We start from the raw sequence: 26,763 nt of genomic DNA, 5'->3' as shown, positions 1-26,763 counted from the left end.
CGAAGTGGCCCTACTGCTTCGGCACCCCGGCCGCTGCGGCAATGCCCTCGACGAGCCGGATCTGCTCGGGCAGGGCCGCGGCGAGCGCCGCGCCGCCGATGAGATCGGGGATGAGGCCGGCACCGAGCATGCGTTCCGTCATCGCCGGAGTGGCAAGTCTCTGCCTGAGGGTGCGCTCGATCGTCAGCACGGCCTCGTCCGGGGTGTTCGACGGCGCGAAGATGCCGATCCAGGCCGGAAACTCCAGGCCGGGCAGCCCGGCTTCCGCCACCGTCGGCACGTCCGGCAAGCCCGTGAAGCGCCTGGGCGTCATCACGGCGAGCGCCCGGATCTGCCCGGCGCGAACCTGAGGGGCCGCGTTCGAAATGGAGTCGAACATCACCTGCACCTGCCCGCCGAGCAGGGCGGTCGAGGCCGGCACGGCCCCGTTGAACGGCACATGCAGGAGCCTCGTGCCGGTCCTCTCCTGAAAGAGTTCGCCCGCGAGGTGGAGGATGGTCCCCGTCCCGGACGACGCATAGGCGATGGTTTCTGGCGACTGCCTGGCTCGCTCGGCGAGTTCCCGCAGCGTCGTCACGGGCAGGGAGGGATGGGCCACGATGAGCACCGGTCCCTGCGCCACCAGGGAGACCGGCCTGAAGTCCCTGACCGGGTCGTAGGGCATCTCGGCGCGCACGACGGGCGCGATCACCTGCGTCGATGCGGAGGTGACCAGGAGCGTGTATCCGTCGGGCCTCGCCTTCGCCACGTAGTTCGCGCCGATGGTGCCTCCGGCACCCGGCCGGTTCTCGACGATGACGAACTGGCCGAACTCCTTCTGCAGTTCCTCCGCAGCCAGGCGGGCCACGAAATCCACCGGCGATCCCGGCGGAAACGGGTTGATGAGGCGAACGCCGCGCGCCGGATACGTCTCGGCGGCAGCCAGGCTCGACCAGGCGGCCATGACGGCGCCGGCCAGCATCGAGATCCATCTCATCGCGCCGCTCCCCCCACCCTGTCCTGTTCCCGACGCGCGGCCGTACCCGGTGGAGCGGTGAGTTGGCCGGTATCCGCCATCCTGGCCCCGGGCTGTTCCCGCCTCCCATCCGCCTCGTCGGGCCATAGCCAGGCCGCCGCTTCCGGAATGGCCTGTATCTTCGCAAGAAGGGGAAATGGCCGGCCGAAGCCGCTCTCGAACGTGGTCAGGCAGCCCGACAGCTTGGCCGCCACCGCTGCACGGGAGGGTGGATCCTGCGGCGATCCGGGGATCACGCCGCGGGAGAAGCGGCCGATGCGCGCTCCCGCACCGTCCAGTACCTCCATCGTGACCTCGCCCGCGGTGATGTCCCCGCCGCTGTCATGGGCCGGATCCTCGGAGAGGTCGATGCGGTCCAAGAGCGGGAGAATGTCGGGGCGCGGAGCGGCATCGTCGAAGTGGCCGAGGCCGGGGGCGCCGTCCAGCAGAGTGGCGGCAATGCAGTAAGGCCCGGAGAACTTGGCTTCCAACCCGTTCCGCGGCCGGGCGTAGCGCAGCACCTCCAGGCTCCGCTTCGGGGCCAGCACCCGGAAGCGGGTGCCGCCTTCCGTCAGCCCGGCCCCGAGCGCCGAGCGGGCATCGAGAGCAAGGCCGATGAGGCGATGGCTCGCGTAGCAACACGGATAGAGCTTGAGGGCCAGGAGGTCCGGCCGCGACTGGAAGGCGTCACCGCTCAGGTCGGCAATCCCGTCCCCGGTGCCGTAGAGATCGGCATAACCACCGGGTGCGAAGACATCGGGGCTTCCCTCGAAGCCAGCAGCGGCCAGCCGGGCTGCACGAAAGCCGGCCGCGGCCGCGAGCCCGGCCTGGGCCGGCTTAGCCATGGTGCCGAAGTTCACCCGCAACCCGCCGGACTGCGCGGCGGCCAGGGCGAAAGCCGAGGCGAGTTGCCGCTCGTCAAGGCGCCGGAGGCGTCCGGCCGCCGCGGCGGCGGCAAAGGCACCGATCGTCCCAGTGCCGTGCCAGCCGCGGTGGTAGTGACCGGGGCCGACGCGTCTTGCGACGGCCAGGGCGGCGGTCAGGCCGGCCGCGAAAGCGGCGAGAATCTCGTCCGGATCGTCGTCGCGGTCGGCACGGAGGATCGCCGGAAGGATGACCGCGCTCGGATGCGTCGCGCTGTCGAGATAGACGTCGTCGAAGTCCAACGCGTGCGCGGCGATGGCGTCGAGCATGACTGCCGCATCCTCGCCCTCCAGCGCGCTGCCAGACCAGGAGCGGGCGGCCCCGCCGGCATAGGCTCGCGTGGCAGCCGCGACGGCAGGTTCGGCCCAGCCGGCAGCCGCGACGCCGACCGTGTCCGCGATCGCCCGGCCGAGAAGATCACGGTGAGCGGCCTCTCCGCGGTCACTGGCGCGCACCGCCGCGGACAGCTGCAGGATGAAGCTCGATGCCACGTCGATCCCCCGGTTGGTCGCAGATCCGGCCGTTCGGAGGGCTGGCCCGCATTCTTCCTTGCGCATCCCATAACACCATCTATCATGCCGTTCAACAGAACTGCTTTCCGTTCAACGGAAAAAGTGGAGGAGGTGTTCATCGTGTACCGACGCGCCCTGGCTCGACTTGCGGCATCCGGCGTCCTTTGCAGCGCTCTCGCCCCCGACGCATGGGCGCAGGCCTATCCGAGCAAACCTGTCAGCATCGTCGTGCCCTTTCCGCCGGGCGGCGGCACCGACGTGCTGATCCGGCTGATGACCGAGCGGCTCGGAGAACTGCTCGGCCAGCCGGTGGTCGTGGACAACCGGCCGGGCGCGACCGGCAGCATCGGCAACGACCGCGTCGCGAAGGCGCCGCCGGACGGGTACACGCTGCTGGCACAGGCCTCCATCATCGGCGTCTTCCCGCACATGCTGCCCGGCCTGCTCTACAATCCGCTACGGGACTTCGCGGCCATCGGCATGATCGGCGAGACGCCCACGGTCTTCGTCGTGCATCCCGACTTTCCGGCCGTGGTCCTGAAGGATCTCGTGCAGGCTTCAAGGCGCAAGCCACTGACCTTCGGCACGGCCGGGATCGGGTCACCTCAGCATCTCGGCACCGAGAGGATGACGCGGGAACTTGGTATCGCCGCCGAGCACGTTCCCTATCGAGGCACGGCGCCCGCCGTAACGGACCTGCTGGGCCGGCAGATCGACTTCGCCGCCTTCAGCCTCAGCTCCGTCCTGCCGCTTATCCGCGAGGGCAAGGTAAAGGCCCTCGCGATCCACCGCTCGCAGCGCTCGGCGCTCGCGCCCGAGATTCCGGCCGCCGCGGAGCAGGGGCTGAACGACGCGGGCTCCAGCGTGCGCTTCCTGCTGCTCGCGCCCGCCCGGACACCCGAGGCCACGATCGCGCGCCTGAACGCGACGCTCAACGCCGTCCTGCGGGTTCCGGATGTCGCCAAGGGGTTCGCGGACCGCGGCTACGAGGTCATCGCCTCCACACCGGAGGTCGCGCAGGCCGACGTCGCCGAGCAGGAACGGATCTGGGCGCCGGTCGTGCGGCAGCTCGGTATCTCGATCACCGATTAGGGCGCGGGGCGCAGGAACTGGGGGAGGGGGCATGTCGCCGGATCTGACGGGAAAGGTCGCGATCGTGACCGGCGGCGGCGGAGGGATCGGCCGCGCCACCGCCTTGCTGTTCCGCCAGCACGGTGCCCGCGTGGCACTGTTCGACCGGAGCGAGGAAAGCCTGCGGGCGGCCTCCGGCGAGGACGACGGCATGATGGCGGCCGTGGTGGACGTGACCGACGCGGCCGCCGTCGCCGCGGCCTGCGCGCGGGTGGAGGAGCGGTTCGGCCGGATCGACATCCTCGTCAACGTCGCCGGCGGTGGCCTGCCGCGGACGCTTGACGCCACGCCGGCCGCCGACTGGGACCGGATCGTCGCCCTCAACCTGAGCGCGCCTTTCTACTGCATCCAGGCCGTCGCGCCGGCGATGCGGCGGGCCGGGGGAGGTGCCGTGGTGACGGTCTCCTCCCTTGCCGCGCTGCAGATCTCGTTGAACAACGGGGCCAGCTACACCTCGGCCAAGTCCGGCGTGCTCGGCCTCACCCGTCACGCCGCCTTCGAGCTGGCGCGCGACCGCATTCGGGTGAACGCGGTGCTTCCGGGACCCATCATGACGCCGCAGATGGATGCGAAGATCGATCCGGCGACGCGCGAGGCGATCCCGCGCAAGGTGCCGCTCGGCCGCTGGCTGACACCGGAGGAGGTGGCGGCGCCGATCCTCTTCCTGTGCTCCGACGCGGCTTCCGGATGCACCGGCACGCATCTCGTCGTGGATGGGGGCTTGCACATCGGCTCGCCGACCGACGCGGCGACGTATTTCGCGCGGCGCGACGGCTGAAGGGGCGTCAGCCCGCGGCCGGTGGGTAGCTGCCCTTGTAGCCCAGCGCGCGGCTCAGCAGCTCGGCCTGCTGCTTGAGGAGGTGGGTCAGTGCGGGTTCCTGCGCGGCCTCGAAGCGCATCTGCGGGATCGTGAGGCACAGGCTGCCGACCACCTTGTCGCCCTTCATGAGCACCGGGGCCCCGAGCCCCACCGCCCCGGGGATCTTCTCGCCCCAGGACACGGCATAGCCCCGCGCACGGATGGAGCGGAGATCGGCGCGCAACTGGTCGCGCGGGGGGGCAGGGCGGCCGTCCGCCGGAGACGGCGTGCCCAGCGCCATGGCCATCTCCTGCTCCGCCTCCGGCAGGAAGGCGAGGACCGAGCGGCCCGTTGCGCCCCAGAGCAGGCTGTGCGCCGCATAGATCTGCAACTCGTAGCGGAGCGGATGGGACGAGTTGATGCCCTCGAGCACGCTGACCTGGTGGGTGGAGGGAAGATGCACGACGAAGAGGCAGGCCTCGTTGCAGCGGTCCACCACGGCCTGCACGAAGGGGCGCGCGATCGCCTTCAGGCTGGAGCCCGTCGCGATGAGAGAGCTGATCCGGATCAGCTCCACACCAACCTGGTAGCGGCGCGAGGCGGGATCGTGCTGCACGATCCCCTCGGCAATCAGGAGATGCAGCAGGCGGTGAACGGTGCTGGCTGGAAGCTGCAGCTGGTCTGAGATCTGGGTGACGGTGACCTCGCCACCCGTCTCCGCCAGGAAGCGGAGCAGCCGCACGACGCGCAGCACCGTGCCGACCGACTTCGCCTCGCCTGTATCCTCCATGCTTGCCGGCCCCCTGGAGGCACAGAAAGCCACCTCGGATGCGATAGGAGAAAGCCTCCTGCCGTTCAAGGGCTTCTCAGGCGCCCTCGGGCGCGGCTCTGCCCTTTACCTGCACGCCGGCCCATGCCTCGAAGTGGCGGACGAGCTCCGAATAGTCCTGGTCGGGCGCGCCCTGCGAGACACCGTAATTCCAAAGCGTCGAGACGTGGTCGCCGACGAAGGTTGGCATCCCCAGCGACCGGCCGAGCTCGCGGTAGAGGTCGATGTCCTTCGTCCCGATCGCCAGCGGCCCGCCGTAGTCGAAGCTGCGCGGCAGCACGGCGCGCGGGAACTTGTCCGCGGTGGCCGAGTTGCGCCCGGTGCCGGCGTTCACGACATCCAGCAACGTGTCCGCGTCCAACCCCGCCTTGACCCCCAGGACGATCGCCTCGCAGGCCGCGAGCATGCCCGCGAAGGAGATGAGGTTGTTCACGAGCTTGGCGACCTGCGCGAGGCCCGGCGCATCACCTACCACAAGGACGCGGCGCGCGAGGTCGGCCAGCACCGGAGCGAGGCGCGCCTGCGCCGTGGCCGATGCCGCGAGGATGGTGGTGAGATTGCCTTCCGCTGCCCAGGTTGGCCCGCCGCTCACGGGCATGTCGGCAAGTTCGATGCCCGTTCCGTCCAGGCCGCGGGCGATGGCCGCGATGGTTGGCTGCCCGATGGTGGAGGCTTCGACGTAGACCTGCACGGCACCGCCGCGCGCAACGCCGTCCTCGCCCAGCGCGACCGCGAGGCTGGCTTCGCGGGAGGGCAGGCAGGCGAAGATGATGGCGGCCCGGTCAGCAACCGCCCGCGGCGACGGCGCCGCCTCCGCGCCGCGTGCCACCAGGGACGCGACCGCAGCGGGATCGGGGTCGTAGACGACGAGGGAATAACCCGTGTCGAGCAGGCGTGCACACATGGCGCCGCCCATGTGCCCGCACCCGACAAACCCGATCCGCTCCGCTGGCATCGTCGTGTCAGTCCACAAGAATGCGGCCGCCGCGGGTGAGCACCTGCCCGTCGACCTCGATCTCCGGCGCGCTGATGACACCTTCCAGCCTGAGGCGGGCGTGACAGGTTCCGCCAAGGGCGATCGTGTCGCCGATACCGATGTGGGACGTGCCGTACTTCTTCTTGTCCGTGCGCATGCTGCCGGTCGGCGTCACCTTCGGGTTGAGGCCGATGGCCACCTCGGCCGGCGCGTTCAGGTTGTTGGGATCGTCGTGGCGGCGCAGGATGTCGTTCCAGATCTCCGCCTCGCGCCCGCCCTCGATCGCGGTCACCATGCCCTTGCGAATGGTCAGCCGGAGAGGCTCCTGGATCCGGCCGACCGAATGGGCGGTGAGGTCGAAGACGACCGTTCCCTCACCCGTTCCTTCCACGGGGCAGACATGAGCTTCACCGTCCGGGAAGGCGCAGCCGCCCCCGCCGTCCGGGCGCAGGCGCAACGGCAGGCCCGCGATCGAGCGGCCGGGGCGGCCCTTGATGCTCGCCGTGAGGTCGGTGCCGTTGTCGCAGCGCACGCGAACGGTCTCGCCCGCGCTGAAGATGGCGGCGAGCTTCTGCCCGAGCGCGTTGAGGGCGTGGTAGTCTGCGGAAGCCGGCCCGTCCGGCGCGAGCATGGCGGGCGTCAGCTCCTCCATGAGGATGAAGCGCTGTCCCCGATCCACCAAGGCGTCGGTGATCGGTGCGTGCGCCATCGCCGTGCTGGTGAGATAGATGCAGAGGTCCACGTCGTCGCCCATGGCGGCGCGGCGGATCGGCGCGACAGGGTCTGTTGCGTGCGTCTCGCGCGGGCTCATGATCGTGACCACGGGCTCGATCCCCATCTCCCGCGCTGCGGCGGAAAGGCCCTGCCAGAGAAGCGGGTCCATGGCGGTGTCGGTGATGATGAGGATGCGGTCACCGGATTTCGCGTTCAGCTCCAGCGGTGTCCGGAGCATCCGCGTGATTTCGGCCAGTTCGGGCATTCGTGCCGGTTCTCCGCATTCTGGGACGTTCTGCAGGGGCTGCGCCGAGCAATTTTCCGTTGAACGGAAAGTAATTCCAAATGTAAAGCGAGGTCTCACCCGGAGCAAGCGAGATTGCTGATCCATGGATCGGTACGCATCGTGTGGTCAGGTCCTGTCGGTTCCTGAGCCTCGATCCGTCGTCCGGAGGGGGGCTGACGAGCCGCGGCGGGGTGCAGGCAGATGCGCGGTGGACGGCGTTGGACTTGCGCTCCGTAGGGAGGCCCGGGAGCAGTAGGCATCGGTACGGCGACTCCCGCTGCCCTGATCTCGGAAAGGGCTTCGTCAGGCTGGTCCCTCGAGCTCCGTGGTTTCCATGCCGAGCGGCTTGTTCAACTCTCTGAGGATGGCGGCGTGGGTCTCCATGCGCTGCGAGGCGGGCGGCCGTGCTACTGATCGGGTGGGACGTCGCCGCGCACCTCTCGCGCAGGGAGCGCTCACCGCAGCGGGCGACGGCTGGCAAGCTGGGCTGCCAGGGAGGAAGCGGCAGGTGACTGACGAGACGGCAGGGTTCAGCGCAACCCAGCGGGACGTTGGCGACGGCATACCCGGGGCGACGGCCGCCTTCCCGTATGACCGCATGACCGTGGAGCGCTTCCGCGAGGCCTTCCCGAAAGCACGGTGGCGCGACGACCTCGCGGCCTGGTTCGTTCCCGGCACGCGGGCAGAGCGACGCCTGAAGTCATGGATGGGGCGTGAATGGTCGGGCGTGCTGGCCTATGCCGACCAGCGTGGACGCGACGCCTTCGTCTTTGAGCCGATTGCGAGCTCCTACCTGGAGGTGGAGGACGACTTCGTGGTCCGGACGCCGTATTCCCGGACTGTCATTGCCGAGTTGCGGGAGGTGCCGTGGGCTCGGTGGGACCCCTCCCTCAAGGCCTGGCGCGTGCCATTCCGGTCGTTCGAGGAGTTGCGCAGGCGCTGGCCCGCCATCGAGACGGCCGCCCGCTTGGCCGAGCCCGAGGAGCGACGGAAGCGCGAGGAGAGCCGCAAGGCCTCTCCCGAGCACGAGCACAGGCGAGCCGAGGCCGCGGAGCGCCGGCGAAACAGGTATCCCGTGCCGGAGGATGCGCCGCCGCCCCTTGGTCGCGTGTTAATGACCCATGTGGGGAGCGTCGTGTTCGAGGCAATCACCGGCGAGCTTGTCGAGCCCACGACCGCCGCTCGCTTCTACCCTGCCGTCGCTGCCGGAGCGGCTGCGCTGATCTGGTCGGCCTGGCGAAGGCCTGACCATGCCGAGCTTGTCGAGGCCTGGCCGGCGCGAACACCGCCCAGCCCGGCCGACTTGGCTCGTGGCTGGTGGCAGCCGACGATCGAGGTGCTGCGAAAGGAACGTCGCAAGGCGGCTTCTCTGGAGCGGGCGCAGGCGACACGTCGGTCGAAGGCAGGGCAGTGATCAAGCAGCGGCGCTGACTTCAATACGGTCGACCCCAAGGGGCACGTGCCTGCGCTGACGCTCGACACGGGCGAGACCCTCACCGAGAACGTCGCGATCCTCGACTGGGTGGCCCGTCAGAACAGCGCGCTAAAGCCCTCGGGAGCGATGGGCCACGCCCATCTGCTCGAGCTGCTCGCCTTCATCTCGACTGAAATCCACAAAGCATTCAAGCCGTTCTTCTCCGGTGCGGGCGATGAGGAGAAGAAGAAAGCCGGCGAGGTGATCTTGAAGCGGATGGGGTACTGCTTTTCTGGGCTTAGAAGAACGGCCTCGACGTACCCGCTAGGCTGGTCGCCTTCCGCGACCGGATGATGGCACTTCCATCCGTGAGGACGGCGATGACGCATGAGGGATTGATGTAGCGGCACGCCTCATCGTCGAGCGTCATGACACGGCCTATGGCGCTCGACGGGCGCATGCGCCAGGCGTCCAGTTAAGGCTGGCATTCACTCGGCGTCAGGAAGGGGCCGGATGGGCCTTGTATTCGGAAGGGCGAATAAGCTCGGTTCGCCCCGAGAGGGACGGACCCGATCATCATGCGCCCACCCGCCTGGCTCACGCGTCAGCGGTTCAGGACGCGGCGGCCAGCCTCGTAGGCGGCCTCGGCCCCCGGGAAGCCGTCCGGGGAGCGGGCAACGAGGGTCGAGCCCTGCCAGATGGTCCAACGCCAACTGTTTCGGCCTGACCCCTCCCTGCTGATCCGGATTTCCTTGGCTTCGGGGGCCTCGTGCGTTGGGCGGAGCGGTTTCGTAAGCATGGTCGGGTCCTAGAAGCGCTGGCGCGTTATGCCAAGCCTGGAGAGTACGACCCGCAGGTAGGAGCCCGGTAAATAGGATCCATCCTGGCGGCCGGAGTGCCGCCACCCGGAGCGACTGTGCAACCCGCGCGCGTTGAGCGGGTCCATGGGAAAGGTGCCTCGCGTCCGGACGGCGGCGGTGGGCTCAGGCCTGATGCCCTGGGAGCTGGACCTCGCCTCGCTGGAGAGGGGACTTCTCCCGCCGATGGCCCTCCATGAGGATGGGGTGCCGGCGATCAGCCTCTCGGCCGGGATGCTGCCGGCGCAAAGGATCAGGAAGGCGTCGCCCGGCGCCACCCAGCCTTCGGCGCATCCCCAACCTGCTTGACCAGCACCCAACGGGCCGGCGTTCAGAGGAGGTGCTTGCCGTTACTCGCGCCACCAGGGCAAGCCGCCGGATCTCGTCACTCTGATGGCGTCATCAGCCGAGCCACAGGCTACACCTCCATGTCGCCTTATCAGACAGGCACCGGCTGGATTGGCGGCCCGCTGCCGGCGACGATCTGCGCGATGAACGCGGAGGCCGGAAACACCTTCTCTAGCCACCGGTATCCTGTCGCGATCGTAAGCCTGACCTTCGGGCTCGGGCTGCTCTTCCTCGCCAAAGCGCGCGGACGCGATATCGATGCCTGAAAGCTGGCGGTCCGGCTCAGGGTTGGCGCGGTTCCGCAGAGCCGCCACCGCACTGACATGGCAAGGACGGCTTCGAACACTTGCCGGTCGGAGCCGCCCGAGGTCGCGTCAGTCTGCCGCACTCCTGCGCATGATGTCGGCGAGGCGTGAAACCACTTCCGCGGGGCCGTAGGGCTTGGTGATGACGGGGGCGTCCGTATGCTGCCCCTTGTTCACGGCCGATGCCTCATAGCCGGTTGCGAACACGAACGGCACGCCCAGGGCCGCCAGGCGGTCGGCGACGGGAAGGGCCGACTGGCCATCAGCGAGGCTGTAGTCGATAACGGCGGCATCGATCCCGCCCTCGGACACGGCCGTCTTGATGGCCGACAGCGCCTCGGCGACCCTCGCGGCCTGCACGACAGTCTGCGCGCCGGCGATCATCAGCGCGTCTTCCAGCAAGAAGGTGATCAGCGGCTCATCCTCCACCACGAGGATACGACGCCCTTGAAACTCCGAAGTCATGGTGAACTCCCTGGCCGAGAACAGCCGTGTGTCTGGAACCTACATCGGGAGCGCGTTTCGGCCCAGATCAAACCGGCTGCTCCGAAAAGGCCCGAAATCCTACCCTTCAGCGACAGCACAGCCCTTTGCTGTGATCTGGCACCGTTGCCTCGGCGGGGCTGATCCCGCGCCGAAGAACGTAGCGACGCCAGACCGGGCGAAGCCGTCAGCGCCTCCGCTTGGAGGTCGGCGGCGTCGGCGCGGATGGCGCGGCAGGGGGCAGATCCTCCTCCAGGATCGTGAGGTGCACGGCATAGGACACTTCGCCGTCCTCCGCATCACGGTGGAGGGTGCCGATCACCTCGCCTCCGGCCTCGACTTCGACGCTCATCCCCGCCTGCTTCGGGGGTATGATGCTGATGCGCTCCGTCCCCAGCAGCCGACGCAGGTAGGCCTGCACACGCTCGATCTCAGACTTCGTCACGCTTGAACAACTCCTGTTGGCACGGGCGCCATCGCGGGCTTCCCCAGCCGGGATGACCTACCTTGCGATGGTGCTGGCTGGCAGGGGAGGGAGGACCTGACGCGCGTCACCGTTCCCTGTGGGAGCCTGGCGATGGATCGAGCCGGGTGAGCGCGCTGGCGTGACATATGCTGGACATGGCGCATTCAGGGCCGCTCGCGCAAGGGCAGCCCGATTTCGGCCGTATCGCGGCGCAGGCCATCGATTTCGCAGCTGGGCCCGGTCGAGCCGCGGGGGAGGGGAGCAACCCTGGCCTGGAGGCTGGCTAAGCGGTGGCTCTCGGCAACGCCGCTGGTCGCAATGAGAGCCGCTCGCTGCACGGGACGCGGGACGGCTTTGCGTTGATCGCGGGGATCATTCGGCAGGACGGGCCACACCGCGACCGTGCTGAACGCGAAGCATACGTGCCCAGCACCAAGTGGCTGACGCTACGACTTGTCTGAGGTTCCTCATTCGATAGAAGGTCGACATGGATAACAGCATGGCGGCCAAGCCCTACAGCAAGCTCAAGGGTGACCCCTACCGGGCCTTTGAGGAACTGCCGATCGAGGTGCGCCGAGCCTTGCAGGAAGCCTTGGTGGACTGGTGTCCCCTGCGTGCCCGCGAATGGCATCTTCACCTCCTGCATCGCCAACGGCTCCGACCGGCGCAGGCAGCGTTCTTCCTTGTCCAGACGATCCGCGGGCAGGATCACGCGGAAGTAGCCGCCTTCGCGAGGACATGGCCGAAAGGCGCCCAGGCCTATCCGCACCTCGCTGCCGGCGCGACGCTGCAGCGCTATGTCGGAACGGACGGCATCCCAGCGGCCAAGCCTGTTTCCGTCGCCCAGACGAAAACGCAGCCCAAGGCGAAGGCCAAGCACTCAGCGCGTCGGCGCTCCCGGCGGTAAGCGCGAGCCCGCAGCGATCCCGACGCGCAGCCCTGCGCCTAACTGCCAGCAATGCCTGTGAAGCCAGAATCCGGACAGAGCAGCGCCGGTGAGCAATGGGCGTGCTCGATTTATGGGAACAATCCATCTCGAGGTCAGCATCCGTAGAAGACCTCGAATTTACAGGCCGGAGCGAATGGAAAGGCGCAATCCCAGCCGCCCAGGAAAAAGTAGCCGGTGGAAAGTTGAAGCAGCGAGAAGAACCGAGTGCAAAGCTTGCGTTCCTGGACGAGGTGCAGGGCTTGCCTGACGTTGAGGGGCGGGCGCCGAGATGGTTCTCGGTGAGGTCGGGCGGCTGACCCCGCTCCTTTCAGACAGCCGCGTTTCCTCCGGAGGATGTCCGCCGTCCAGCAACGGGCGGTTACCGCAAGGGCCAGACGGAAGGTGATGAGTGCATCGTCGGCCATCGACGATCAATGCTGAGGCTGTTTTCCACCCGTGCCGATGTGACCTTTCCCGCACCCGCCGTTACGTTTGTCATGAAAGAGACCTGTCCTGAGAGAGGGAACAGGTGTCATGGCCCGATGGAGCGTTCTTCTCCCCGGTAGTCTGGCCGCGGTATTGGCCGGTCCTGTGCCTTCCGGCCTGGCCGATCCCTGGAAGGACGAGAGTGGGAACGGGCGCCGGGAGAGACACTATGACCGGCGGTCCGACCGTGACTACGGGCGCTTTCGCGGTGACGACCGGCGCCGGGCCGAGCCTCGGCGTGGGGAGGCCTCGCGTTGCTGGGAGTACGAGCGCCGGCGCGACTACGACCGCCGCAGGGATGACTTCTCACGTGACGACCATCGACGTGGTGCGCTCGATGCCCTGGCCGAAATCCTCGGCCAGCTTCTCGGTGGCCGCTGACGGCGCGAGTGCATCCGCGATCCCAGGTCGAATTACACGAGGGATTCTACAGGCACTGAAGGATAGGCGCCGAGGGCGCTGGTGCGCGGCCGGTCCGTCATCGCGCAGCCCATCCAGGGCGACAGCACGCCGGCGCAGCGGACCGTCGAGGGGATTTATCTCAGAGCGTAGGGCAAGCGCCTTCGTCCGGCCGCGCCCTGGATCGTGGCCATCGCCGCCGGCCTCGTCGCCTGGGAACTGCTCACGGCGAAGCTGGACATCCTGCCGCGTCCCTTCTTCGTGGCCCCCCAGGCGCTGCTCGAGGTCTTCACCGACGACTATGCCAAGCTCGGTGACAGTGTGCTGCACTCGCTTCTGCTGCTCCTTCCCGGCTACCTGCTGGGGGCGGCGGTCGGCTTCGTGGTGGGGGTGGCCATGGGTTGGTCACGCCGCGTCGGCTACTGGGCGCATCCGGTGCTGCGGCTGATCGGGCCGTTGCCGGCCACCGCCTGGTTGCCCATCGCCTTCTTCGCCTTCTCGACCAGCCGCCAGGCCAGCACCTTCCTCATCGCGCTGGCGAGCTTCTTTCCGGTCGCGGTTCTCACCTGGTCCGGCGTCGCCTCCGTCGCCGGCAGCCTCTACGACGTGGCGCGCACCATGGGCGCCAAGCCCTGGTTCCTGATCCGCAAGGTGGCCGTCCCGGCTGCCCTGCCATCCGTCTTCGTTGGCCTCTTCATGGGCCTCGGCGCCTCCTTCTCGGTTCTCGTCGTCGCGGAGATGATGGGCGTGAAGGCCGGCTCGGCTTCTACATGCAGTGGTCGCAAGGCTGGGCGGCTTACGCCAATGTCTACGCGGCGCTGATCGTGATGGCGGCGATGTGCACAGGCTTGGTCACGCTGCTCTTCCGTGTCCGAGACTGGAAGCTTGTCTGGCAGAAGGGAGTGGTGCGGTGGTGAATCCGATCGGCCTGCGCCTGCGCGGCATCGATCACGCCTTCACCCTCAAGGGGCAGGACCTGCCGGTGCTCGAGGACGTGGATCTCGACGTCCACCCCGGCGGTTCCGTCGCGCTGCTCGGCCCTTCCGGCTGCGGCAAGTCCACCCTGCTGCGCCTGGTCGCCGGGCTGGAGCCGCCCCGCCGCGGCACGCTGGAGGCCGATGGTGTCCACATTGCGGGCCCCGACCCCTCCCGCGTGCTGATGTTCCAGGATCCCACGCTTTATCCCTGGCGCAGCGTACGCGCGAACGCGGCCCTCGGCCTGGAGGCGCGCGGGCTGTTGAAGGCGGAAGGGGCGCGGGTGGAGGAGGCGCTGCGGCTCGTGGGGCTGCACGACTTCGCCGATGCCTATCCGCACCAGCTCTCCGGCGGCATGGCGCAGCGCGTGGCGCTCGCCCGCGCGCTGGTGAACCGGCCTGGCCTGCTGCTGCTGGACGAGCCGCTCGGCAAGCTGGATAGCCTGACCCGGTTGCGCATGCAGGAGGAACTCGTCTCGCTATGGCAGCGCGAGGGCTTCACCACGCTGCTCGTTACCCACGACGTGGAGGAGGCGCTGCTGATGGCGGAGCGCGTGCTCGTGTTCTCCCCACGTCCCGCCCGGGTAGTAACCGAGATCGCGGTGGAGCGGCCCTTTCCCCGCCACCGGGACGACCCGCACCTTGTCGCCCTGCGGCGCGAGGTGCTCGACACGCTTGGCCTTCGCCAGGCCGCCTGAGAAACTCCCGTGAGGGTGTTGAGAGCGTTCGTCACCGTCCGCTTGTGCAGCAGGGCAACGATGCAGCCGGCTGTGCAGCGGCCAGGACGGGCGCTGCACCCTCCAGGGCGCGGTCTGCGCAACGAGCACCGCGTCCTGGCTTGCGATGTGACTGTTGAACCGTTCCGGCGACCTTGCCTGGCCGATCGGACGCCCGATCATCCGGGCCCTTCCCGCCGACTGCCCCTACGCTTTCAGGCTCGAGAACGTTTCCGCTAAGATGTAAGGCCAATCGAAGCGGTGAAGGCTGACGTCCTGCCGCACTCCAACATCAAACGACTAATGGGACGGGTCCGCAACATGCTCCGGGGCCGGCCCGTCACCGATAGGCGCATCTTGTAACTTGCCTTGACAGCGTGCTGAACGCCACTGAGGTGAAGTATTCCAGCAGGGCGGCAGGACTGCCCAGCGAAAGCCGTCTGTCATCGCGCCGCTACTTGACCGGCAATGGCATTTCGCCAAGTTTTTTGGATCAAGCCAACCCCGAAGCAGGTTCATATATCGTTTCAAAGGTCCTCCCCTGTTTGGATGAGGACAAAGAAGAGGTTGGCGAGCACCTTTTCACAGTCGGGTTCCGAGATCCCGGCAATGAAAGGGAGAGCGTCAGTGATTGCCTGCAGCACTGCCCGCGCGATTTGCCTGGGCTCCTTTCTCGTCATCTCCACCGTGGGCGCCCATCGGGCGGAGGCGGACGACTCCATATCCGGTGCGAACACGGCGCAAACACCGAGACGGCCGCTTTCTGTTGGGGCGGTTACCGGCTTGCCTGAATACGACAGCATAGGGTTCGCCGATTTTCTCACCTGTACCTCCGTCCCGGTCTATTCCGTCCAACCTCGATCGATCGGGGCTGCAACGGGCAGTGCGGAACGGGATACCTATGGGCTGGTGGTTGAGGGCGAACGCCCCTGCACGACCCCGAACAACGCACGTTAGCGCCAGGACCTGAAGGGCGGATCAAGATGAGCCTGCCGGATCTGGGCGGCGCGGCGACCGACACCACGCTCCTCCGGCCCCTGGCCGCTTTTCTGGCCGGCTATGTCATGATCCTCGTGACCCCCGGGCCCAACATGCTCGCCATCGGCGGGGTCGCGGCCTTGCACGGCCTCAGGGGCGCGGCGCCGCTCTGCATAGGCGCCTCCTTCGGCGCAGGGTGCCTCGGGACGGCGACCTTCCTCTTCGTGCGCTACGCGTCGGCGGTCCCGAGCGCTGAAGGGGTGGCTCGTATCGCCGGAGCGCTGCTACTGGCCTATGTCGCGATCGACATTGCCCGTCACTCAGTATTGCAGGAGAAAGCTCAGGCCCTGGGCTGCGCCATTCCGGCGATCAACCGAGCTGCGGCTTTTGGCGTCGGCTTTTGCACCGCTGCCACCAACCCGCTTACCGGTTCCTTTTTCGCGGCACAGTTCCTGGGCCCCCTCGACCCAAACAGGATGGGGGCGAGGGGTGCCTGGGCCATTGCGTGCATCATGTTGAGCGCGCTCGTTTTCTTCCTTCTCGTGGCGTCGCTGCTCGCGCGACCTCCGGTTCGTTCTGCCGCTATCAGCTGGCATCGGCCGATTCGTTTCGGGGTTGCTGCTCTCCTCGCCTCCATGGCCGTGAACACGTTGCGGCCCGTCCTGACGAACAACCAGGCGGAACCAGCGAGTGCCGTAAACAGCGTCAACCGGTCTGGTTTGTTAAGCCAATCCCGTCTCGCTGCTTTCCAAGCCGATTAGGGCGACCCCAAGCACGCCCGTTGTCTATATCAACCCTCATTGCCAGCGCATGTCTCCGCGATTGACCGGGCGGCGGAATGAAGTCGGACGCAGGACGCTCCGGTGCCCTAAGCCATGCCCAGCTGGAACATCGTTGCGATCTGGTGTCGTGTGGCGGGGGGAAGACCTGATTGAAGGGAATAACGGCCGAGATGTCGGGTGGATGCCAGTCAGGACGGAAGCCCGCCCCGGCTCGGGGCGCTGCAAAGGAACGCCATCCGGGCGACATCGGGTATGCACCTGAAGTGAAAATAATGGTCGTGGCATAATGCTTGGCTATGATGCTTAGTTAGGATCGCCTGCTGGCCTCCAACAAATGGTGGAAGCACCCATCGCGATCCTGGATCGGTCTGCCGGTAGACGGAAGCTAGGTCCGAAGATGCTGGTTCACGGAGCACGGTGATGGAGGAGGAAGACTTCCTGGCCGTCTTGGATTTGATCCATGAGGCCGCGCTGCATTCAGTGGGTTGGGATCATGTCCTGCGCCGGCTTGCTTTGTTGACGGGCTGCGTGGCCGGAGGGCTGACCGTCGAACGGCCTGCAACCCGGCAGGGGACGCCGCTGACCTATTTTGGTTTCGATCCCGGACACGTGGAGCGGACTTTCGACCATTATTTGCCAATGAATCCCCTGTTTCGGATCGAGCCGCGGATGCAGCCGGGCTTCGTGGTCGCGAACGAGGACGTGGTTGAGGTCAGGGCATTCCGAAAATCGGAGTTCTATAATGGCTGGGCCCGTCCTCAGGGGCTGTGCAGTCCGGTCACCGTCGTCATACACCGTACCGAGGCCTTCTATGTGCCGCTCACGCTCGTGCGCCCGGACGGAGCCGGAGAGGTGACGTCGGATGGCCGGGCCATGCTGTCACGTCTCGCGCGGCATCTGGTGCATGCCATGGACGTCACCTTTCGGCTGCATGCCGCCTCCGAGGCGCGGCGGGAGGCGACGATGGTGCTGGAGAAGCTGCCATGTGGCGCGCTGCTGCTCGATCGGGAGCGGCGGCTGATCTTCACCAATGCGGCTGCCAAGAACCTGCTCGGTCGGAAGGGCGGTGGTGTCCTGGGATGCGTGTCAGGCAAGCTTTTCATTCGTGACGCCGAGACGGATGGGCAGTTCCAGGCCGCGATCTCGCGCGCGCTTGGAATTGGTGGGCTGCCCGAGGGCAGCCAAATGCCGGTGCAGCGTCCATCCGGCGAGGGGAGCCTGACAATCATGCTGTCCCCGCTGCCCCCGTCAGATGGGGTCTGGAGCGCACTGGGCGACGATTTCTCCAGCCAGGCACGATGCCTCGTGCTTATCAGCGGCACGGACATCGCTAACGTGGCGGAGCAGTACGGATTGACGCCTGCCGAAACGCGGATGCTATCGGCCATCGTCGTTGGAAAGGGGCTGGCTTCAGCGGCGCGGGAGCTCGGCATCGCCCGGTCCACTGCTCAGACCCATCTCGACAAGATTTTCCAGAAAACCGGGACGAACAGGCAGGCCGAGTTGGTTGGGCTGGCCAAGTCCGGCTTCGGGTCCTGACATGGTTCTTTCGGATAACGGCAAAGGTGCTCAGGCAGTGAAGCCGGAGATCAGGTCCCTGACCGGGTTGCGCGGCATCGCCGCAACGCTGGTGATGCTGGACCACTATGCGGCGATCGATTTCAGCTATCCATTCCCGCTCGACATGCTGCCCCACATGTACCTGGCCGTGGACATGTTCATGCTGCTGAGCGGGTTTATCCTTGCGATGACCTACGAAGACCGCCTGGCATCTCTGTCCGTCCGTGAGGGATACCGGACCTTCCTGCTACGCAGGATCGCGCGCCTCTATCCGCTCTATGCGGTGACGACAGTCGTGTGCTTCGTGCTGTGCCGGATGGGCTGGCTGACATTTTTGAACCCAGATAATTCCTATGGCGCCCTCGTTGCAAACCTCCTCGCGGTACAGACCTGGCTCTGGCCTGGCTCGAGCCTGAATGGCCCGGGCTGGTCCATCAGCGCAGAGTGGTTCGCCAACCTCGTGTTTCCCTTGCTGGTGCCGGTGATCCTGGGACGATCCCTCGCTCTGGCCACATGGTCCAGCGGATTGGCCTTCGTTGGACTCGTCGTCAGTGCAATCATGTTCGGCCAATTGTTCGACGTGCCGGCGAGTGGGGCCGTGAACATGATCAGCGGTCCCCAGGCGCTGGGGCGCTGCGTCACTGAATTCGTGATCGGCATGTATTGCTGGCGGGTGAGATCGCGTCTGGCGTGGACTTCCGTCCTGGCCGACAACCGCATCCAAGCAGGCTTGCTCTTCTGCTTGGCCATCCTCATCCAGTTCACAATGCTCGATGCGGCCTTCGTCCTGATCTGTGCCCTTTTGCTGATTGGCCTGTCGTTCGAGACATCCATTCTGTCCGGCATGCTCCAGTCTGGGCCCCTTTCATACCTGGGGAAGATTTCGTATTCGATCTATCTGGTCCACATCACGCTTCTCCCCGTCCGGGACGGGTTGGCCGGGCTGTTCGAGAGCTACAACGTCCTCGGGGCCTGGACCTTGGCCGTTCTGTGCACCGCGCTGCTTGCCTTGGCACTCGCGACGTTATCGTGGCGCTACTTGGAGCAACCAGCGCAAGGTTATCTGCAAGGATCCCTGAGGGCGCGCTACGTCAGGCATGCATGACGACGGCCCTGTCGGGTTGCTGCTGCGGTCAGGCGGTCGGGTTTGCCTCAACGCCTGACGATGAGGGAGTCGCCATCCCGCGCCCGGGCGCCGCTCATCAGTGTTGCTGCTCAGCGCCCAGCACGGCGAGCGGAACCGCCTGTTGACCCAGCCTGAAGTCGCGCTCAACGGGCTCCTCCGGAGCATGCTGAGAGCAGGCCTCCTCAAGAAGGCGCCGGAGGGTAGGTGCCGTGCACGGCTCAGTGATCTCTGCTGTGGCTCCCGAAGACTGGACCGGCGCCCATGTGCGCTGCCCAGTTTGGGAGCAGAGGCCGAAGAACGATGGCTGCGGCGAACCTAGTCATCTCTCCTGACGAGGCGTAGTCCGTCCAGGAAGATGTCTAGCAGCCGCATCACCTGTCCCTGCCAGCCTGGCCCATCCTGCATGTAGCAAATCCCGATTACCGTTCGCAGCAGATCCTCCGGGCTGACATCGTGCCGCACAGCTCCGGCATCGGCCGCCGGGCGCAGCAGGGTGCCGATCGCCTCGTGCAACTGGCTGCTGGTATAGGCCATGAGCTCCGGCGGCTTGTGGGCCGCCAGGGCGAGGGCGGAGACCATGCCCTTCTTCGTCGCGACGAAATCGACCAGGGCCTCGATCCAGCGGCGCAGTCCGTCCAAGGGCCGCATCTCCGCGGCGAATTGCCGGGCCAGTTCCGTAAGCTGCTCCACCTCCCGTCGATATACCGCCTCATAGAGCGCCTCGCGGGTTGGGAAGTGGCGGTAGAGCGTGCCGATGCCCACGCCCGCGCGCCGGGCCACGGCCTCCAGGCCTGTTTCCGTGCCCCCTTCGCTGAACACCGCCTTCGCCGCCTCCAGAACGCGCTCGCGGTTCCGGACGGCATCGGCCCGGGGCCTGCGCTGGTGGCTGTTTGGCTGGTCGGTCATCGGCGAGACGGGCCCTCTCCACAGAAACGGAGGATACCTCCGTTTTCTTCTTGCAAGTGGAGGGACCCTCCACATATGTGGCCGCAGCGGCGCGCCGGAGCCCCCGGCTCCGGCGATCCCGGCCGCATACCTTAGCCTGAAATTGCGTTCTTCGGAGGCTCCGCATGAGCATGTCGGTCACCTTCACCATCAACCGCGCGGCGCGAACGGTCGAGCTGGACGATCCGCGCGTCACCCTGCTGGACCTGCTGCGGGAGCGGCTGGACCTGGCGGGCACGAAGAAGGGTTGCGACCGCGGGCAGTGCGGGGCCTGCACCATCCTGCTGAACGGGCGCCGCGTGAATGCCTGCCTTGCCCTGGCCATCAGCCATGACGGGGCGGAGATCCTGACCATCGAAGGGTTGGCGGAGGGCGACGCGCTCCATCCTGTGCAGGCCGCCTTCATCGAGCATGACGCGCTGCAGTGCGGCTTCTGCACGCCCGGACAGATCATGAGCGCCGTCGGCCTCATCGGCGAGGGAGAGGCCGGCCTGGACCCGGAGCGCGTGCGCGAGGGGATGAGCGGCAATCTTTGCCGCTGCGGCGCCTATCGCGGGATCACGGAGGCCGTGGTTGCGGCCACGCAAGCCATGGGCGCGGCCGGGCAGGAGGACGCGGCATGAACCGCTTCGACTACGTGCGCCCGCGGACGATCGCCGAGGCCCTTTCAGCCGCCGCGCAGCCGGGCAGCGCATACCTCGCCGCCGGCACCAACCTGATCGATCTGATGAAGATCGGCGTCGCGCGACCGGCGCGCCTCGTGGACCTGAACCACCTTCCGGGTCTCGACGCGATCGAGGGCCTGCCGGATGGCGGACTGCGGCTCGGCGCGCAGGTCCGCAACGCGACACTCGCGCGAGACGCGGGGTTTGCCCGGCGCTTCCCCGCCGTCGCGGAGGCGCTCCTTGCCGGAGCCTCGGCGCAGCTCCGCAACGCGGCGACGGTCGGCGGCAATATCCTCCAGCGGACACGTTGCGCCTATTTCCAGGACCCCGACAGCGCCTGTAACCGGCGCGAGCCCGGTAGCGGCTGTGACGCGCGGGACGGCGAGAACCGGCTGCATGCCGTGCTCGGCTGGAGCGACGCATGCATCGCGACCCACCCCTCCGACTTCTGCGTCCCGCTTGTCGCGCTTGACGCGGTTGTGGAGATCGAAGGGTCGGATGGCGCGCGGGAGGTGCCGCTGCGGAACTTCCACCTTCTCCCCGGCACGACGCCGGAACGCGAAAGCGTGCTGGCACCGGGCGAGTTGGTCGTGGCGCTGCGCCTGCCACCCGGCGCGGACCGCTTCGCCGCCCATGCCCGCTACGTGAAGCTGCGCGAGCGGACTTCCTATGCCTTCGCCCTGGTCTCGGCCGCGGCCGGGCTGCACGTTGAGGAAGGGCGGATCGTGGAGGCGCGGTTGGCGCTGGGCGGCGTCGCCGCTCGGCCCTGGCGGGCGGAGGCGGCCGAGATCGCCCTGGCTGGGGCGATCCCTGACGCCGCCGCGTTCCGCCGGGCAGCGGAGCTCGCGCTGGCGGAAGCCCGCCCCTCCGGTGAGAACGGCTTCAAGATCGAGCTGGCGCGACGCATCGCCGTGCGCGCCCTCAGCCTGGCCGCCTCCGGTACGCCGACGCGGCTGCCGGCCCTGCCGGCCTCTCCCTTCGCTTCCTCTGCCGGAGGTCTCCATGACTGAGGTGCTTCAGGTGCGGCACGGCTCCAGTGCCGGACAGCCGATCACGCGCCGGGACGGCCCGTTGAAGGTGACGGGCGCAGCCCGCTACGCCGCCGATAACCATCCGCCGGGCATGCTGCACGCCGTCGTCGCGACCAGCGCCATCGCCCGTGGGCGCGTGACCTCCTTGAACGAGGCGGCGGCCGATGCGCATCCAGGCGTGGTGGCGGTGATGACGCCGGCCAACCGGCCAGCCCTGGCGATGGACCCGGACGACAAGTCCGTACCCTTCTCCTTCCGGATGGACCTGCTCCAGGACGGCCGCGTGCGCTACGCCGGCCAGCCGGTTGCGGTCGTGATCGCGGAGACGCTCGAGGCTGCCGCAGAGGGCGCCGCCCTGCTCGCGCCGTGCTACGAGGCGGAGCCGGTCGAGGTCTCGCTCGACCAGGGCGAGGCCTTCGTGCCGCCCGTCGTCGGCGTGGGGGCTCCGGCCGAGCTGCGGCACGGCGATGTCGAGAAGGGGCTGGCCGAGGCAGCGCAGCGGATCGAGACGACCTATGAGACGCCGGCGCAGTTCCACAACGCGATGGAGCCGCACGGCGTCGTCGCAGCCTGGGTTGGGGACACGCTCTCGCTGGACATGCCGACCCAGGGATTCGCGCTGACGCAGATGCGCCTCGCCGCGCTCTTCGGCATCCCGGCCGAGAGCATCCACATCCGCAGCCCCTTCCTCGGTGGTGGCTTCGGGTCGAAGCTGCTGACCAGCCCGCAGGTTCTGGGCATTCTGGCGGCGCGGCTCGTCGGGCGACCAGTGAAGCTCGTGCTACGGCGCGGGCAGATGTACGGCCCCGTTACGCATCGCGCGCCGACGAGGCAGGTCCTGCGCCTCGGAGCATCGGTGGACGGCGAACTGACGGCCCTGCACCACCATGTCCGCACGGCGACAAGCCGCTTCGACGACTTCATCGAGCCCGCCGCCGGCGTCAGCCATACGCTCTACGCCGCCCCAGCAGTCCGAACGACCTACGAGGCCGTACGGCTAGACACGGGGACGCCGGGGTTCATGCGCGCGCCCGGCGAGGCCAGCGGCAGCATCGCGCTGGAGAGCGCGATGGACGAGATGGCGCAGGCCTGCGGCATGGACCCGCTGGAGTTCCGCCTGCGGAACTACGCGGAGGTCGAGCCTGTCTCCGGCAAGCCTTTCTCCTCCAAGGCGCTGCGCGAGTGCTACGCGCAGGGGGCGGCGCAATTCGGCTGGGCGGGGCGTCCGTTGCTCCCGCGGCAGATGCGGGATGAGGGTGGGATGCTGGTCGGCTGGGGCGTCGGGACCGCGACCTTCCCCGCGCTCATGTTCCAGGGCGCGGCGCGGGCCGTAATCCGGCAGGACGGCAGCGGCCTCGTTGAGGCCGGGGCGCATGACATGGGGCAGGGCGCCTGGACGGCCTTCGCGCAGATCGCGGCCGACAGCCTTGGCCTCGACGTCGAGCGGCTAGAATTCTGCTCTGGCCGCTCGGACCTGCCCGACGCCGGTATCGCTGGCGGATCGGCGCATACCGCGACCGCGGGCGGCGCGATCCGCGACGCCGGACAGAAGGTGGTTGCACGCCTGGCGGAACTCGCGACCACCGACGCGCGCTCGCCGCTCTTCGGCGCAAGCAATGTCGGCGTCGTTGCACGGGGCGGCCACCTGCTGCGCCGGGATGACGAGAGCCGCGGCGAGCGCTTCGCGGACATCCTGGCGCGCGCCGGTCTGGCTGAGATCGAGGCGCAGGGCAGCTCCGTCCCCGACGCCGCCATCGCGGAGCGCTACGCGGCGCACGCCCATGGCGCTGTTTTTGCCGAGGTGAAGGTGGATCCCGAACTCGGACAGGTTCGGGTGACGCGGCTCGTCGGCGCGTTCGCTGCCGGACGGATCATCAACCCGCGGCTGGTGCGAAGCCAATACTACGGCGGCATGATCTGGGGCGTCTCGTTCGCGCTGCACGAGCACGCCCTGCTGGACCGGCGGACCGGACGCGTGATGAACGCCGACCTTGCCGAGTACCGCGTGCCGGTCAACGCGGATGTTCCCTCGGTCGAGGCGATCCTCGTCGAGGAGGAAGATCCCTATGTGAACGCCCTTGGTATCAAGGGTGTGGGCGAGATCGGCATTACCGGCACGGCAGGCGCGGTCGCAAACGCTGTCTGGCACGCGACGGGCGTGCGAGTGCGGCGCTTCCCCATCTCGATCGAGGATCTCATTGAGGGTTCCGCGACGGTATAACTGCCTATTCCTGAGGAGGACAGGCGTTGCCTCCTCAGGGATCCAGCCCGCACGGACCACAAGTCCGGCCCCTGCAACACGCGCGCGGGCGAGTTCGCGTGGCCTCTTCCCGATCACGCGCCTCGATGCGCGTCGATCATCACCGCGCGCCAGATCTGGGCAGGCAAGCCGCCGCCCGACACGCCGAGCATGGACTTGCTGTCGCTGTTCCCAAGCCAAACGCCCGCAACATAACGCTCGGTGAAACCGATGAACCAAGCGTCCCGGCTGGCTGTGGTGGTTCCCGTCTTCCCGGCGGCCCAGAACCCTGGATCAGCAGCCCGTCCGGTCCCCCGCTGCACCACACCGGCGAGCATCTGCCGCATGGCCTCAGCCTGCTGGGGCTCCAAGACCTGCTTGATCTCGGATCGCGCCGGAAGCACGCGTGTCAGAAGTTCGGCGCCCCCCGGGTCCTGAACCCGCTGCACGGCATAGGGTATGACCATCCTTCCGCGGTTGGCGACAGAGGCGAAGGCTGCCGTGAGGTCGACGAGCCTTGCCTCATAGGTTCCGAGTGCAAGATCACCAGCCTCGCCCTCGGCCTCATCCGCCACATTCAGGACCTTGATCAGCTCCCTCGTCTCGCGGGTGTTCTGCAGTGCTAATCGGACCGCTGCCGTATTGGAAGACTTCTCCAGCGCGGCAGCGAGCGTGATCTCACCAAGATATTTGTCGTCATAGTTTCTCACGGCTCGTCCGCCCAGCGTCAGAGCGGCGTCGCTGACCTTCGTATCCAGCGTGCCGCCTTTCCCGAGCGCTGCGAGGTACACGAACAGCTTGGCCACGGAGCCTGGCTGGCGCTTGGCCTGGGTGACGTGATCCCACTCGCGCCGCCGGTAATCGCGCCCGCCGACGAGCGCGAGCACCGCACCGTCATACCGCATGACGACGACGGCGCCCTCCTCGATCACCCTCGTTCGCGCGTGCTGACGCAGGGCTGCTTCCAGCTGCCGTTCCGCCGCAGCCTGGATCCTCAGATCCAAGGTGGTCGTGACGGTCCGCGTGCCGCTCCGCTGGGCCGGTGCGGAATTGGCGTTTGCCTCGTTCTCGGCCCACCGGGCGAACCAGCCGATCCCGACGCTGCGGGGATAGAAGCCGCCCCAGGCGGACCGGGACGGGGTCACCGTGACCTCCTGCCCCCTGGCACGGTCCGCCGCGGTCCGGCTGAGCGAGCCCGCCTCGACCATCTGCTCGATAACCCGGATGCCCCGGTCGCGTGACAGTTGAAAGTTCCGATGGGGGTTGAACCGGTTGGGAGCTGGAAGCAGCCCGACCATCATGGCGGACTCGAGGATGCTGAGACTGCGCGCGTACTTGTTGAAATACACCCGGGCAGCGGCCTCGATGCCGTAGGCGCTGCCACCGAAGAACACCCTGTTCAGGTAGACGTACAGGATGTCCTCCTTGCTCAGGTTGAGTTCAAGGATCGGGGCCAGCACCGGCTCCTCAAGCAGCTTTCGGATGATCGGGCTGTGCTCCCTGAGGTAGATCTCCTTGATGGTCTGCTGCGTCAGCGTGCTGCCACCCTGGGTGCGGCCCGTAATGGTGGACCAGACCGCGCGCGCCATTGACCTCGGATCCAGCCCCCAGTGCTCGTAGAACCGGCGATCCTCGCTCGCCACGAGCGCGTTGACGAGATGGACCGGCAGCTGAGCGAATGGCACCGGCGGCCCGTAATAGGCCCCGCGCGCGCCGACGAACTCGCCCCCCGCGCTAAGGACGCGCACGCCGTCATGTCGGTTCTCGGTGATCAGCCCGTTGACGTCAGCGAGTTCCAGCGCCTCGGTAGGCCGTGGAGCCGCCGCGGCCAGGCCGATAAGCGCGAGGAACTGTCTCCGGTCTATGGCGCCCTTCGCTGGCATCGACACTCCTGTGCTGGCCCCCTGGCGGACACGGTCTTGAGAATGGCAGGCCCGTGGTGGATCTGTCGCTTCCCGGGTGATGTCGGCCGCATTGGGCCCCTCGGGCAAGGGGGCGGGATCAGCGCCAGGTCGGAGCGCCAAGATCTGGCCGGCTGTAGCCCTGCTCCGGCTGCCCGTAGGCTCCGTCGTCGCCTCGCCGTGGTTCCTCCAGCCGATAGTTCCACCTGCCGTCCCGCGCCTCGTCCCCGCGGCGTCCGAACTCCTCACGGCCGGACGCCCCTGGCACGTAACCCTCCTCCCGGCGGCCGTACTCGTCCTGAAAGACCGTCGGCGGCTCCGGGCGGTTGCTGCCTGGATGAGCAGGATCACCGTACCCCCAACCGGGAGGCTGCGGGGATGCGTAAGGCACCGGTGGAGGAAGAGGGGGGGTGTACGCCGGCGGGTAGGCCGGGCCCGCATAAGGTGGGGCGTAGCCGCCATAGGTCCTCGTCTCGCAGCCCACGAGCGCAACGGCGCAGAGGGCGAGCACGGGGAAACTCCTGAGCCTGCGCGTCATCCTGTCCTCGCCATGGGCGGCCGTGCCCGCCGACGCTTATCGATCCGGAAGCAGGCGATGCTGTGGCCTCTCGCGGGCAAGATGATGGGAAAGGCCTCAGCTATCCCAGGGGGCCCGCCTTTTGCGCCGGGCATCCTCTTCGGCCCCCTATCCGGCACTTCGCGCGCAGCACGGGCGACTGAGATGGCCGACGCCGTCAGTGTGCTTAACCGCCGGCTTGAGTTTGGATGCCTGGAGTATGTCCGTGTCAGCCAATCAAAATTCTCCTGTGGCTCGCTGCGCCTGCAGGCTGACTCGTGCAACGCGGCCCGGGCGCGGTCGTCAGGTCGAACTGGTCCGGCAGCCTCGGAGGAAAATGCGCACTGAGCTTCGTGTGCGGCGGGCCAGCGCTTCCTCTGGCACTCGGGCTTCGAGCCCGGCCAGCAGTTCGTGATGGAAGGCTCCGAGAGCCATGCCG

General features: G+C 67.6%; 24 protein-coding genes and 1 pseudogene. 16 read left to right on the top strand and 9 right to left on the bottom strand.

The features are described 5' to 3' along the window. Positions 1-10: 10 nt before the first annotated feature. Together BO39_RS03015 and BO39_RS29595 are read right to left on the bottom strand one after the other, a co-directional pair. On the bottom strand, positions 11-976 hold the full coding sequence (locus BO39_RS03015; RefSeq protein WP_043829989.1) for a Bug family tripartite tricarboxylate transporter substrate binding protein: 966 nt from the start codon (positions 974-976) through the stop codon (positions 11-13). After that, a complete protein-coding gene (locus tag BO39_RS29595) occupies positions 973-2,409 on the bottom strand; it encodes an MmgE/PrpD family protein (RefSeq protein ID WP_169742722.1) in 1,437 nt (478 codons plus the stop codon). The genes BO39_RS03015 and BO39_RS29595 overlap by 4 nt, the downstream gene beginning before the upstream one ends. A 141-nt stretch (positions 2,410-2,550) precedes the next feature. On the opposite strand from BO39_RS29595, the gene BO39_RS03005 reads away from it, so the two are divergent. Next, positions 2,551-3,522, top strand: a complete 972-nt coding sequence (locus BO39_RS03005; RefSeq protein ID WP_043830299.1) for a Bug family tripartite tricarboxylate transporter substrate binding protein — start codon at positions 2,551-2,553, stop codon at positions 3,520-3,522. 31 nt (positions 3,523-3,553) lie between these two features. Beyond that, entirely contained in the window at positions 3,554-4,339 is a 786-nt protein-coding gene (locus BO39_RS03000; RefSeq protein WP_043829987.1) for an SDR family NAD(P)-dependent oxidoreductase, read from the top strand. Positions 4,340-4,346: 7 nt separating this feature from the next. On the opposite strand, the gene BO39_RS02995 is transcribed toward BO39_RS03000, so the two are convergent. The 3 genes from BO39_RS02995 to BO39_RS02985 form a co-directional block, all read right to left on the bottom strand. Next, positions 4,347-5,150 (bottom strand): IclR family transcriptional regulator, encoded by an 804-nt coding sequence (locus BO39_RS02995; RefSeq protein WP_043829985.1) that lies wholly within the window; start codon positions 5,148-5,150, stop codon positions 4,347-4,349. 76 nt (positions 5,151-5,226) lie between these two features. Continuing rightward, on the bottom strand, positions 5,227-6,144 hold the full coding sequence (locus tag BO39_RS02990) for an NAD(P)-dependent oxidoreductase (RefSeq protein WP_043829982.1): 918 nt from the start codon (positions 6,142-6,144) through the stop codon (positions 5,227-5,229). A gap of 7 nt (positions 6,145-6,151) precedes the next feature. Then, positions 6,152-7,144, bottom strand: a complete 993-nt coding sequence (locus BO39_RS02985; RefSeq protein ID WP_043829980.1) for an aminopeptidase — start codon at positions 7,142-7,144, stop codon at positions 6,152-6,154. 529 nt (positions 7,145-7,673) lie between these two features. On the opposite strand from BO39_RS02985, the gene BO39_RS02980 reads away from it, so the two are divergent. The 4 genes from BO39_RS02980 (at position 7,674) to BO39_RS02965 (ending at position 10,050) form a co-directional block, all read left to right on the top strand. Next, positions 7,674-8,579, top strand: coding sequence for a hypothetical protein (locus BO39_RS02980; RefSeq protein WP_084697805.1), 906 nt, complete (start codon positions 7,674-7,676; stop codon positions 8,577-8,579). 45 nt (positions 8,580-8,624) lie between these two features. Then, positions 8,625-8,933, top strand: coding sequence for a glutathione S-transferase family protein (locus BO39_RS02975; protein WP_043829978.1), 309 nt, complete (start codon positions 8,625-8,627; stop codon positions 8,931-8,933). Between the two features lie 590 nt (positions 8,934-9,523). Beyond that, complete coding sequence (locus tag BO39_RS02970; RefSeq protein ID WP_043829976.1) at positions 9,524-9,745, top strand: hypothetical protein; 222 nt, start codon at positions 9,524-9,526, stop codon at positions 9,743-9,745. Between the two features lie 119 nt (positions 9,746-9,864). Continuing rightward, positions 9,865-10,050 (top strand): hypothetical protein, encoded by a 186-nt coding sequence (locus tag BO39_RS02965; RefSeq protein WP_043829974.1) that lies wholly within the window; start codon positions 9,865-9,867, stop codon positions 10,048-10,050. Positions 10,051-10,158: 108 nt separating this feature from the next. Here the strand turns inward: BO39_RS02965 and BO39_RS02960 are convergent, their stop codons facing one another. Together BO39_RS02960 and BO39_RS02955 are read right to left on the bottom strand one after the other, a co-directional pair. Further along, positions 10,159-10,554, bottom strand: a complete 396-nt coding sequence (locus BO39_RS02960; RefSeq protein WP_043829973.1) for a response regulator — start codon at positions 10,552-10,554, stop codon at positions 10,159-10,161. 205 nt (positions 10,555-10,759) lie between these two features. Further along, complete coding sequence (locus BO39_RS02955) at positions 10,760-11,017, bottom strand: DUF3126 family protein (RefSeq protein ID WP_043829971.1); 258 nt, start codon at positions 11,015-11,017, stop codon at positions 10,760-10,762. Positions 11,018-11,537: 520 nt separating this feature from the next. Between BO39_RS02955 and BO39_RS02950 the strand changes: the two genes are divergently transcribed. The 7 genes and pseudogenes from BO39_RS02950 (at position 11,538) to BO39_RS02920 (ending at position 18,966) form a co-directional block, all read left to right on the top strand. Continuing rightward, positions 11,538-11,945, top strand: a complete 408-nt coding sequence (locus tag BO39_RS02950) for a DUF6525 family protein (protein ID WP_156963428.1) — start codon at positions 11,538-11,540, stop codon at positions 11,943-11,945. Positions 11,946-12,500: 555 nt separating this feature from the next. Continuing rightward, positions 12,501-12,833, top strand: a complete 333-nt coding sequence (locus tag BO39_RS32405) for a hypothetical protein (RefSeq protein ID WP_156963426.1) — start codon at positions 12,501-12,503, stop codon at positions 12,831-12,833. 174 nt (positions 12,834-13,007) lie between these two features. Continuing rightward, a pseudogene (locus BO39_RS02945) lies at positions 13,008-13,768 on the top strand (ABC transporter permease); the annotation flags it as partial. Beyond that, positions 13,762-14,523: an ABC transporter ATP-binding protein gene (locus BO39_RS02940; protein ID WP_245614913.1), complete on the top strand. Its 762-nt coding sequence runs from the start codon at positions 13,762-13,764 to the stop codon at positions 14,521-14,523. The pseudogene BO39_RS02945 and the gene BO39_RS02940, both read left to right, overlap by 7 nt. 1,001 nt (positions 14,524-15,524) lie before the next feature. Next, the gene (locus tag BO39_RS02930; protein WP_043829966.1) at positions 15,525-16,280 is read left to right on the top strand and encodes a LysE family translocator; all 756 of its coding nucleotides are present in this window, start codon (positions 15,525-15,527) and stop codon (positions 16,278-16,280) included. A 441-nt stretch (positions 16,281-16,721) separates the two neighbouring features. Beyond that, positions 16,722-17,840 carry a LuxR C-terminal-related transcriptional regulator gene (locus BO39_RS02925; protein ID WP_043829965.1) on the top strand — a complete coding sequence of 373 codons (1,119 nt, stop codon included), beginning with the start codon at positions 16,722-16,724 and terminating at the stop codon, positions 17,838-17,840. 37 nt (positions 17,841-17,877) lie between these two features. Beyond that, positions 17,878-18,966, top strand: coding sequence for an acyltransferase family protein (locus BO39_RS02920; RefSeq protein ID WP_043829964.1), 1,089 nt, complete (start codon positions 17,878-17,880; stop codon positions 18,964-18,966). 336 nt (positions 18,967-19,302) lie between these two features. On the opposite strand, the gene BO39_RS02915 is transcribed toward BO39_RS02920, so the two are convergent. Next, entirely contained in the window at positions 19,303-19,893 is a 591-nt protein-coding gene (locus BO39_RS02915) for a TetR/AcrR family transcriptional regulator (protein WP_043829963.1), read from the bottom strand. Positions 19,894-20,057: 164 nt separating this feature from the next. Between BO39_RS02915 and BO39_RS02910 the strand changes: the two genes are divergently transcribed. Genes BO39_RS02910 through BO39_RS02900 form a run of 3 tightly spaced genes read left to right on the top strand, consistent with a single transcriptional unit; the run spans position 20,058 to position 23,849 of the window. After that, positions 20,058-20,555: a (2Fe-2S)-binding protein gene (locus tag BO39_RS02910; protein ID WP_043829961.1), complete on the top strand. Its 498-nt coding sequence runs from the start codon at positions 20,058-20,060 to the stop codon at positions 20,553-20,555. Then, complete coding sequence (locus BO39_RS02905) at positions 20,552-21,607, top strand: FAD binding domain-containing protein (protein ID WP_043829959.1); 1,056 nt, start codon at positions 20,552-20,554, stop codon at positions 21,605-21,607. Before BO39_RS02910 ends, BO39_RS02905 begins: the two co-directional genes overlap by 4 nt. Then, positions 21,600-23,849 (top strand): xanthine dehydrogenase family protein molybdopterin-binding subunit, encoded by a 2,250-nt coding sequence (locus BO39_RS02900; RefSeq protein WP_043829957.1) that lies wholly within the window; start codon positions 21,600-21,602, stop codon positions 23,847-23,849. The genes BO39_RS02905 and BO39_RS02900 overlap by 8 nt, the downstream gene beginning before the upstream one ends. Positions 23,850-23,962: 113 nt before the next feature. On the opposite strand, the gene BO39_RS02895 is transcribed toward BO39_RS02900, so the two are convergent. Then, positions 23,963-25,750, bottom strand: coding sequence for a transglycosylase domain-containing protein (locus tag BO39_RS02895; RefSeq protein ID WP_052401384.1), 1,788 nt, complete (start codon positions 25,748-25,750; stop codon positions 23,963-23,965). Positions 25,751-26,763: the final 1,013 nt, after the last annotated feature.

Source organism: Roseomonas aerilata DSM 19363 (assembly GCF_000711725.1).
In the GTDB taxonomy this organism is placed as follows: domain Bacteria; phylum Pseudomonadota; class Alphaproteobacteria; order Acetobacterales; family Acetobacteraceae; genus Roseomonas; species Roseomonas aerilata.
This window is presented reverse-complemented; position numbering and strand designations above follow the sequence as displayed.

Coding starts and splice junctions, on each gene's coding strand:
- BO39_RS02915 (WP_043829963.1), bottom strand. CDS start 19,893: ATGACCGACCAGCCAAACAGCCACCAGCGCAGGCCCCGGGCCGATGCC.
- BO39_RS02905 (WP_043829959.1), top strand. CDS start 20,552: ATGAACCGCTTCGACTACGTGCGCCCGCGGACGATCGCCGAGGCCCTT.
- BO39_RS32405 (WP_156963426.1), top strand. CDS start 12,501: ATGGCCCGATGGAGCGTTCTTCTCCCCGGTAGTCTGGCCGCGGTATTG.
- BO39_RS02965 (WP_043829974.1), top strand. CDS start 9,865: ATGTCGCCTTATCAGACAGGCACCGGCTGGATTGGCGGCCCGCTGCCG.
- BO39_RS02910 (WP_043829961.1), top strand. CDS start 20,058: ATGAGCATGTCGGTCACCTTCACCATCAACCGCGCGGCGCGAACGGTC.
- BO39_RS03015 (WP_043829989.1), bottom strand. CDS start 976: ATGAGATGGATCTCGATGCTGGCCGGCGCCGTCATGGCCGCCTGGTCG.
- BO39_RS02900 (WP_043829957.1), top strand. CDS start 21,600: ATGACTGAGGTGCTTCAGGTGCGGCACGGCTCCAGTGCCGGACAGCCG.
- BO39_RS02960 (WP_043829973.1), bottom strand. CDS start 10,554: ATGACTTCGGAGTTTCAAGGGCGTCGTATCCTCGTGGTGGAGGATGAG.
- BO39_RS02970 (WP_043829976.1), top strand. CDS start 9,524: ATGGGAAAGGTGCCTCGCGTCCGGACGGCGGCGGTGGGCTCAGGCCTG.
- BO39_RS02930 (WP_043829966.1), top strand. CDS start 15,525: ATGAGCCTGCCGGATCTGGGCGGCGCGGCGACCGACACCACGCTCCTC.
- BO39_RS02990 (WP_043829982.1), bottom strand. CDS start 6,144: ATGCCAGCGGAGCGGATCGGGTTTGTCGGGTGCGGGCACATGGGCGGC.
- BO39_RS02895 (WP_052401384.1), bottom strand. CDS start 25,750: ATGCCAGCGAAGGGCGCCATAGACCGGAGACAGTTCCTCGCGCTTATC.
- BO39_RS02925 (WP_043829965.1), top strand. CDS start 16,722: ATGGAGGAGGAAGACTTCCTGGCCGTCTTGGATTTGATCCATGAGGCC.
- BO39_RS03000 (WP_043829987.1), top strand. CDS start 3,554: ATGTCGCCGGATCTGACGGGAAAGGTCGCGATCGTGACCGGCGGCGGC.
- BO39_RS02995 (WP_043829985.1), bottom strand. CDS start 5,150: ATGGAGGATACAGGCGAGGCGAAGTCGGTCGGCACGGTGCTGCGCGTC.
- BO39_RS02985 (WP_043829980.1), bottom strand. CDS start 7,144: ATGCCCGAACTGGCCGAAATCACGCGGATGCTCCGGACACCGCTGGAG.
- BO39_RS02950 (WP_156963428.1), top strand. CDS start 11,538: ATGGCGGCCAAGCCCTACAGCAAGCTCAAGGGTGACCCCTACCGGGCC.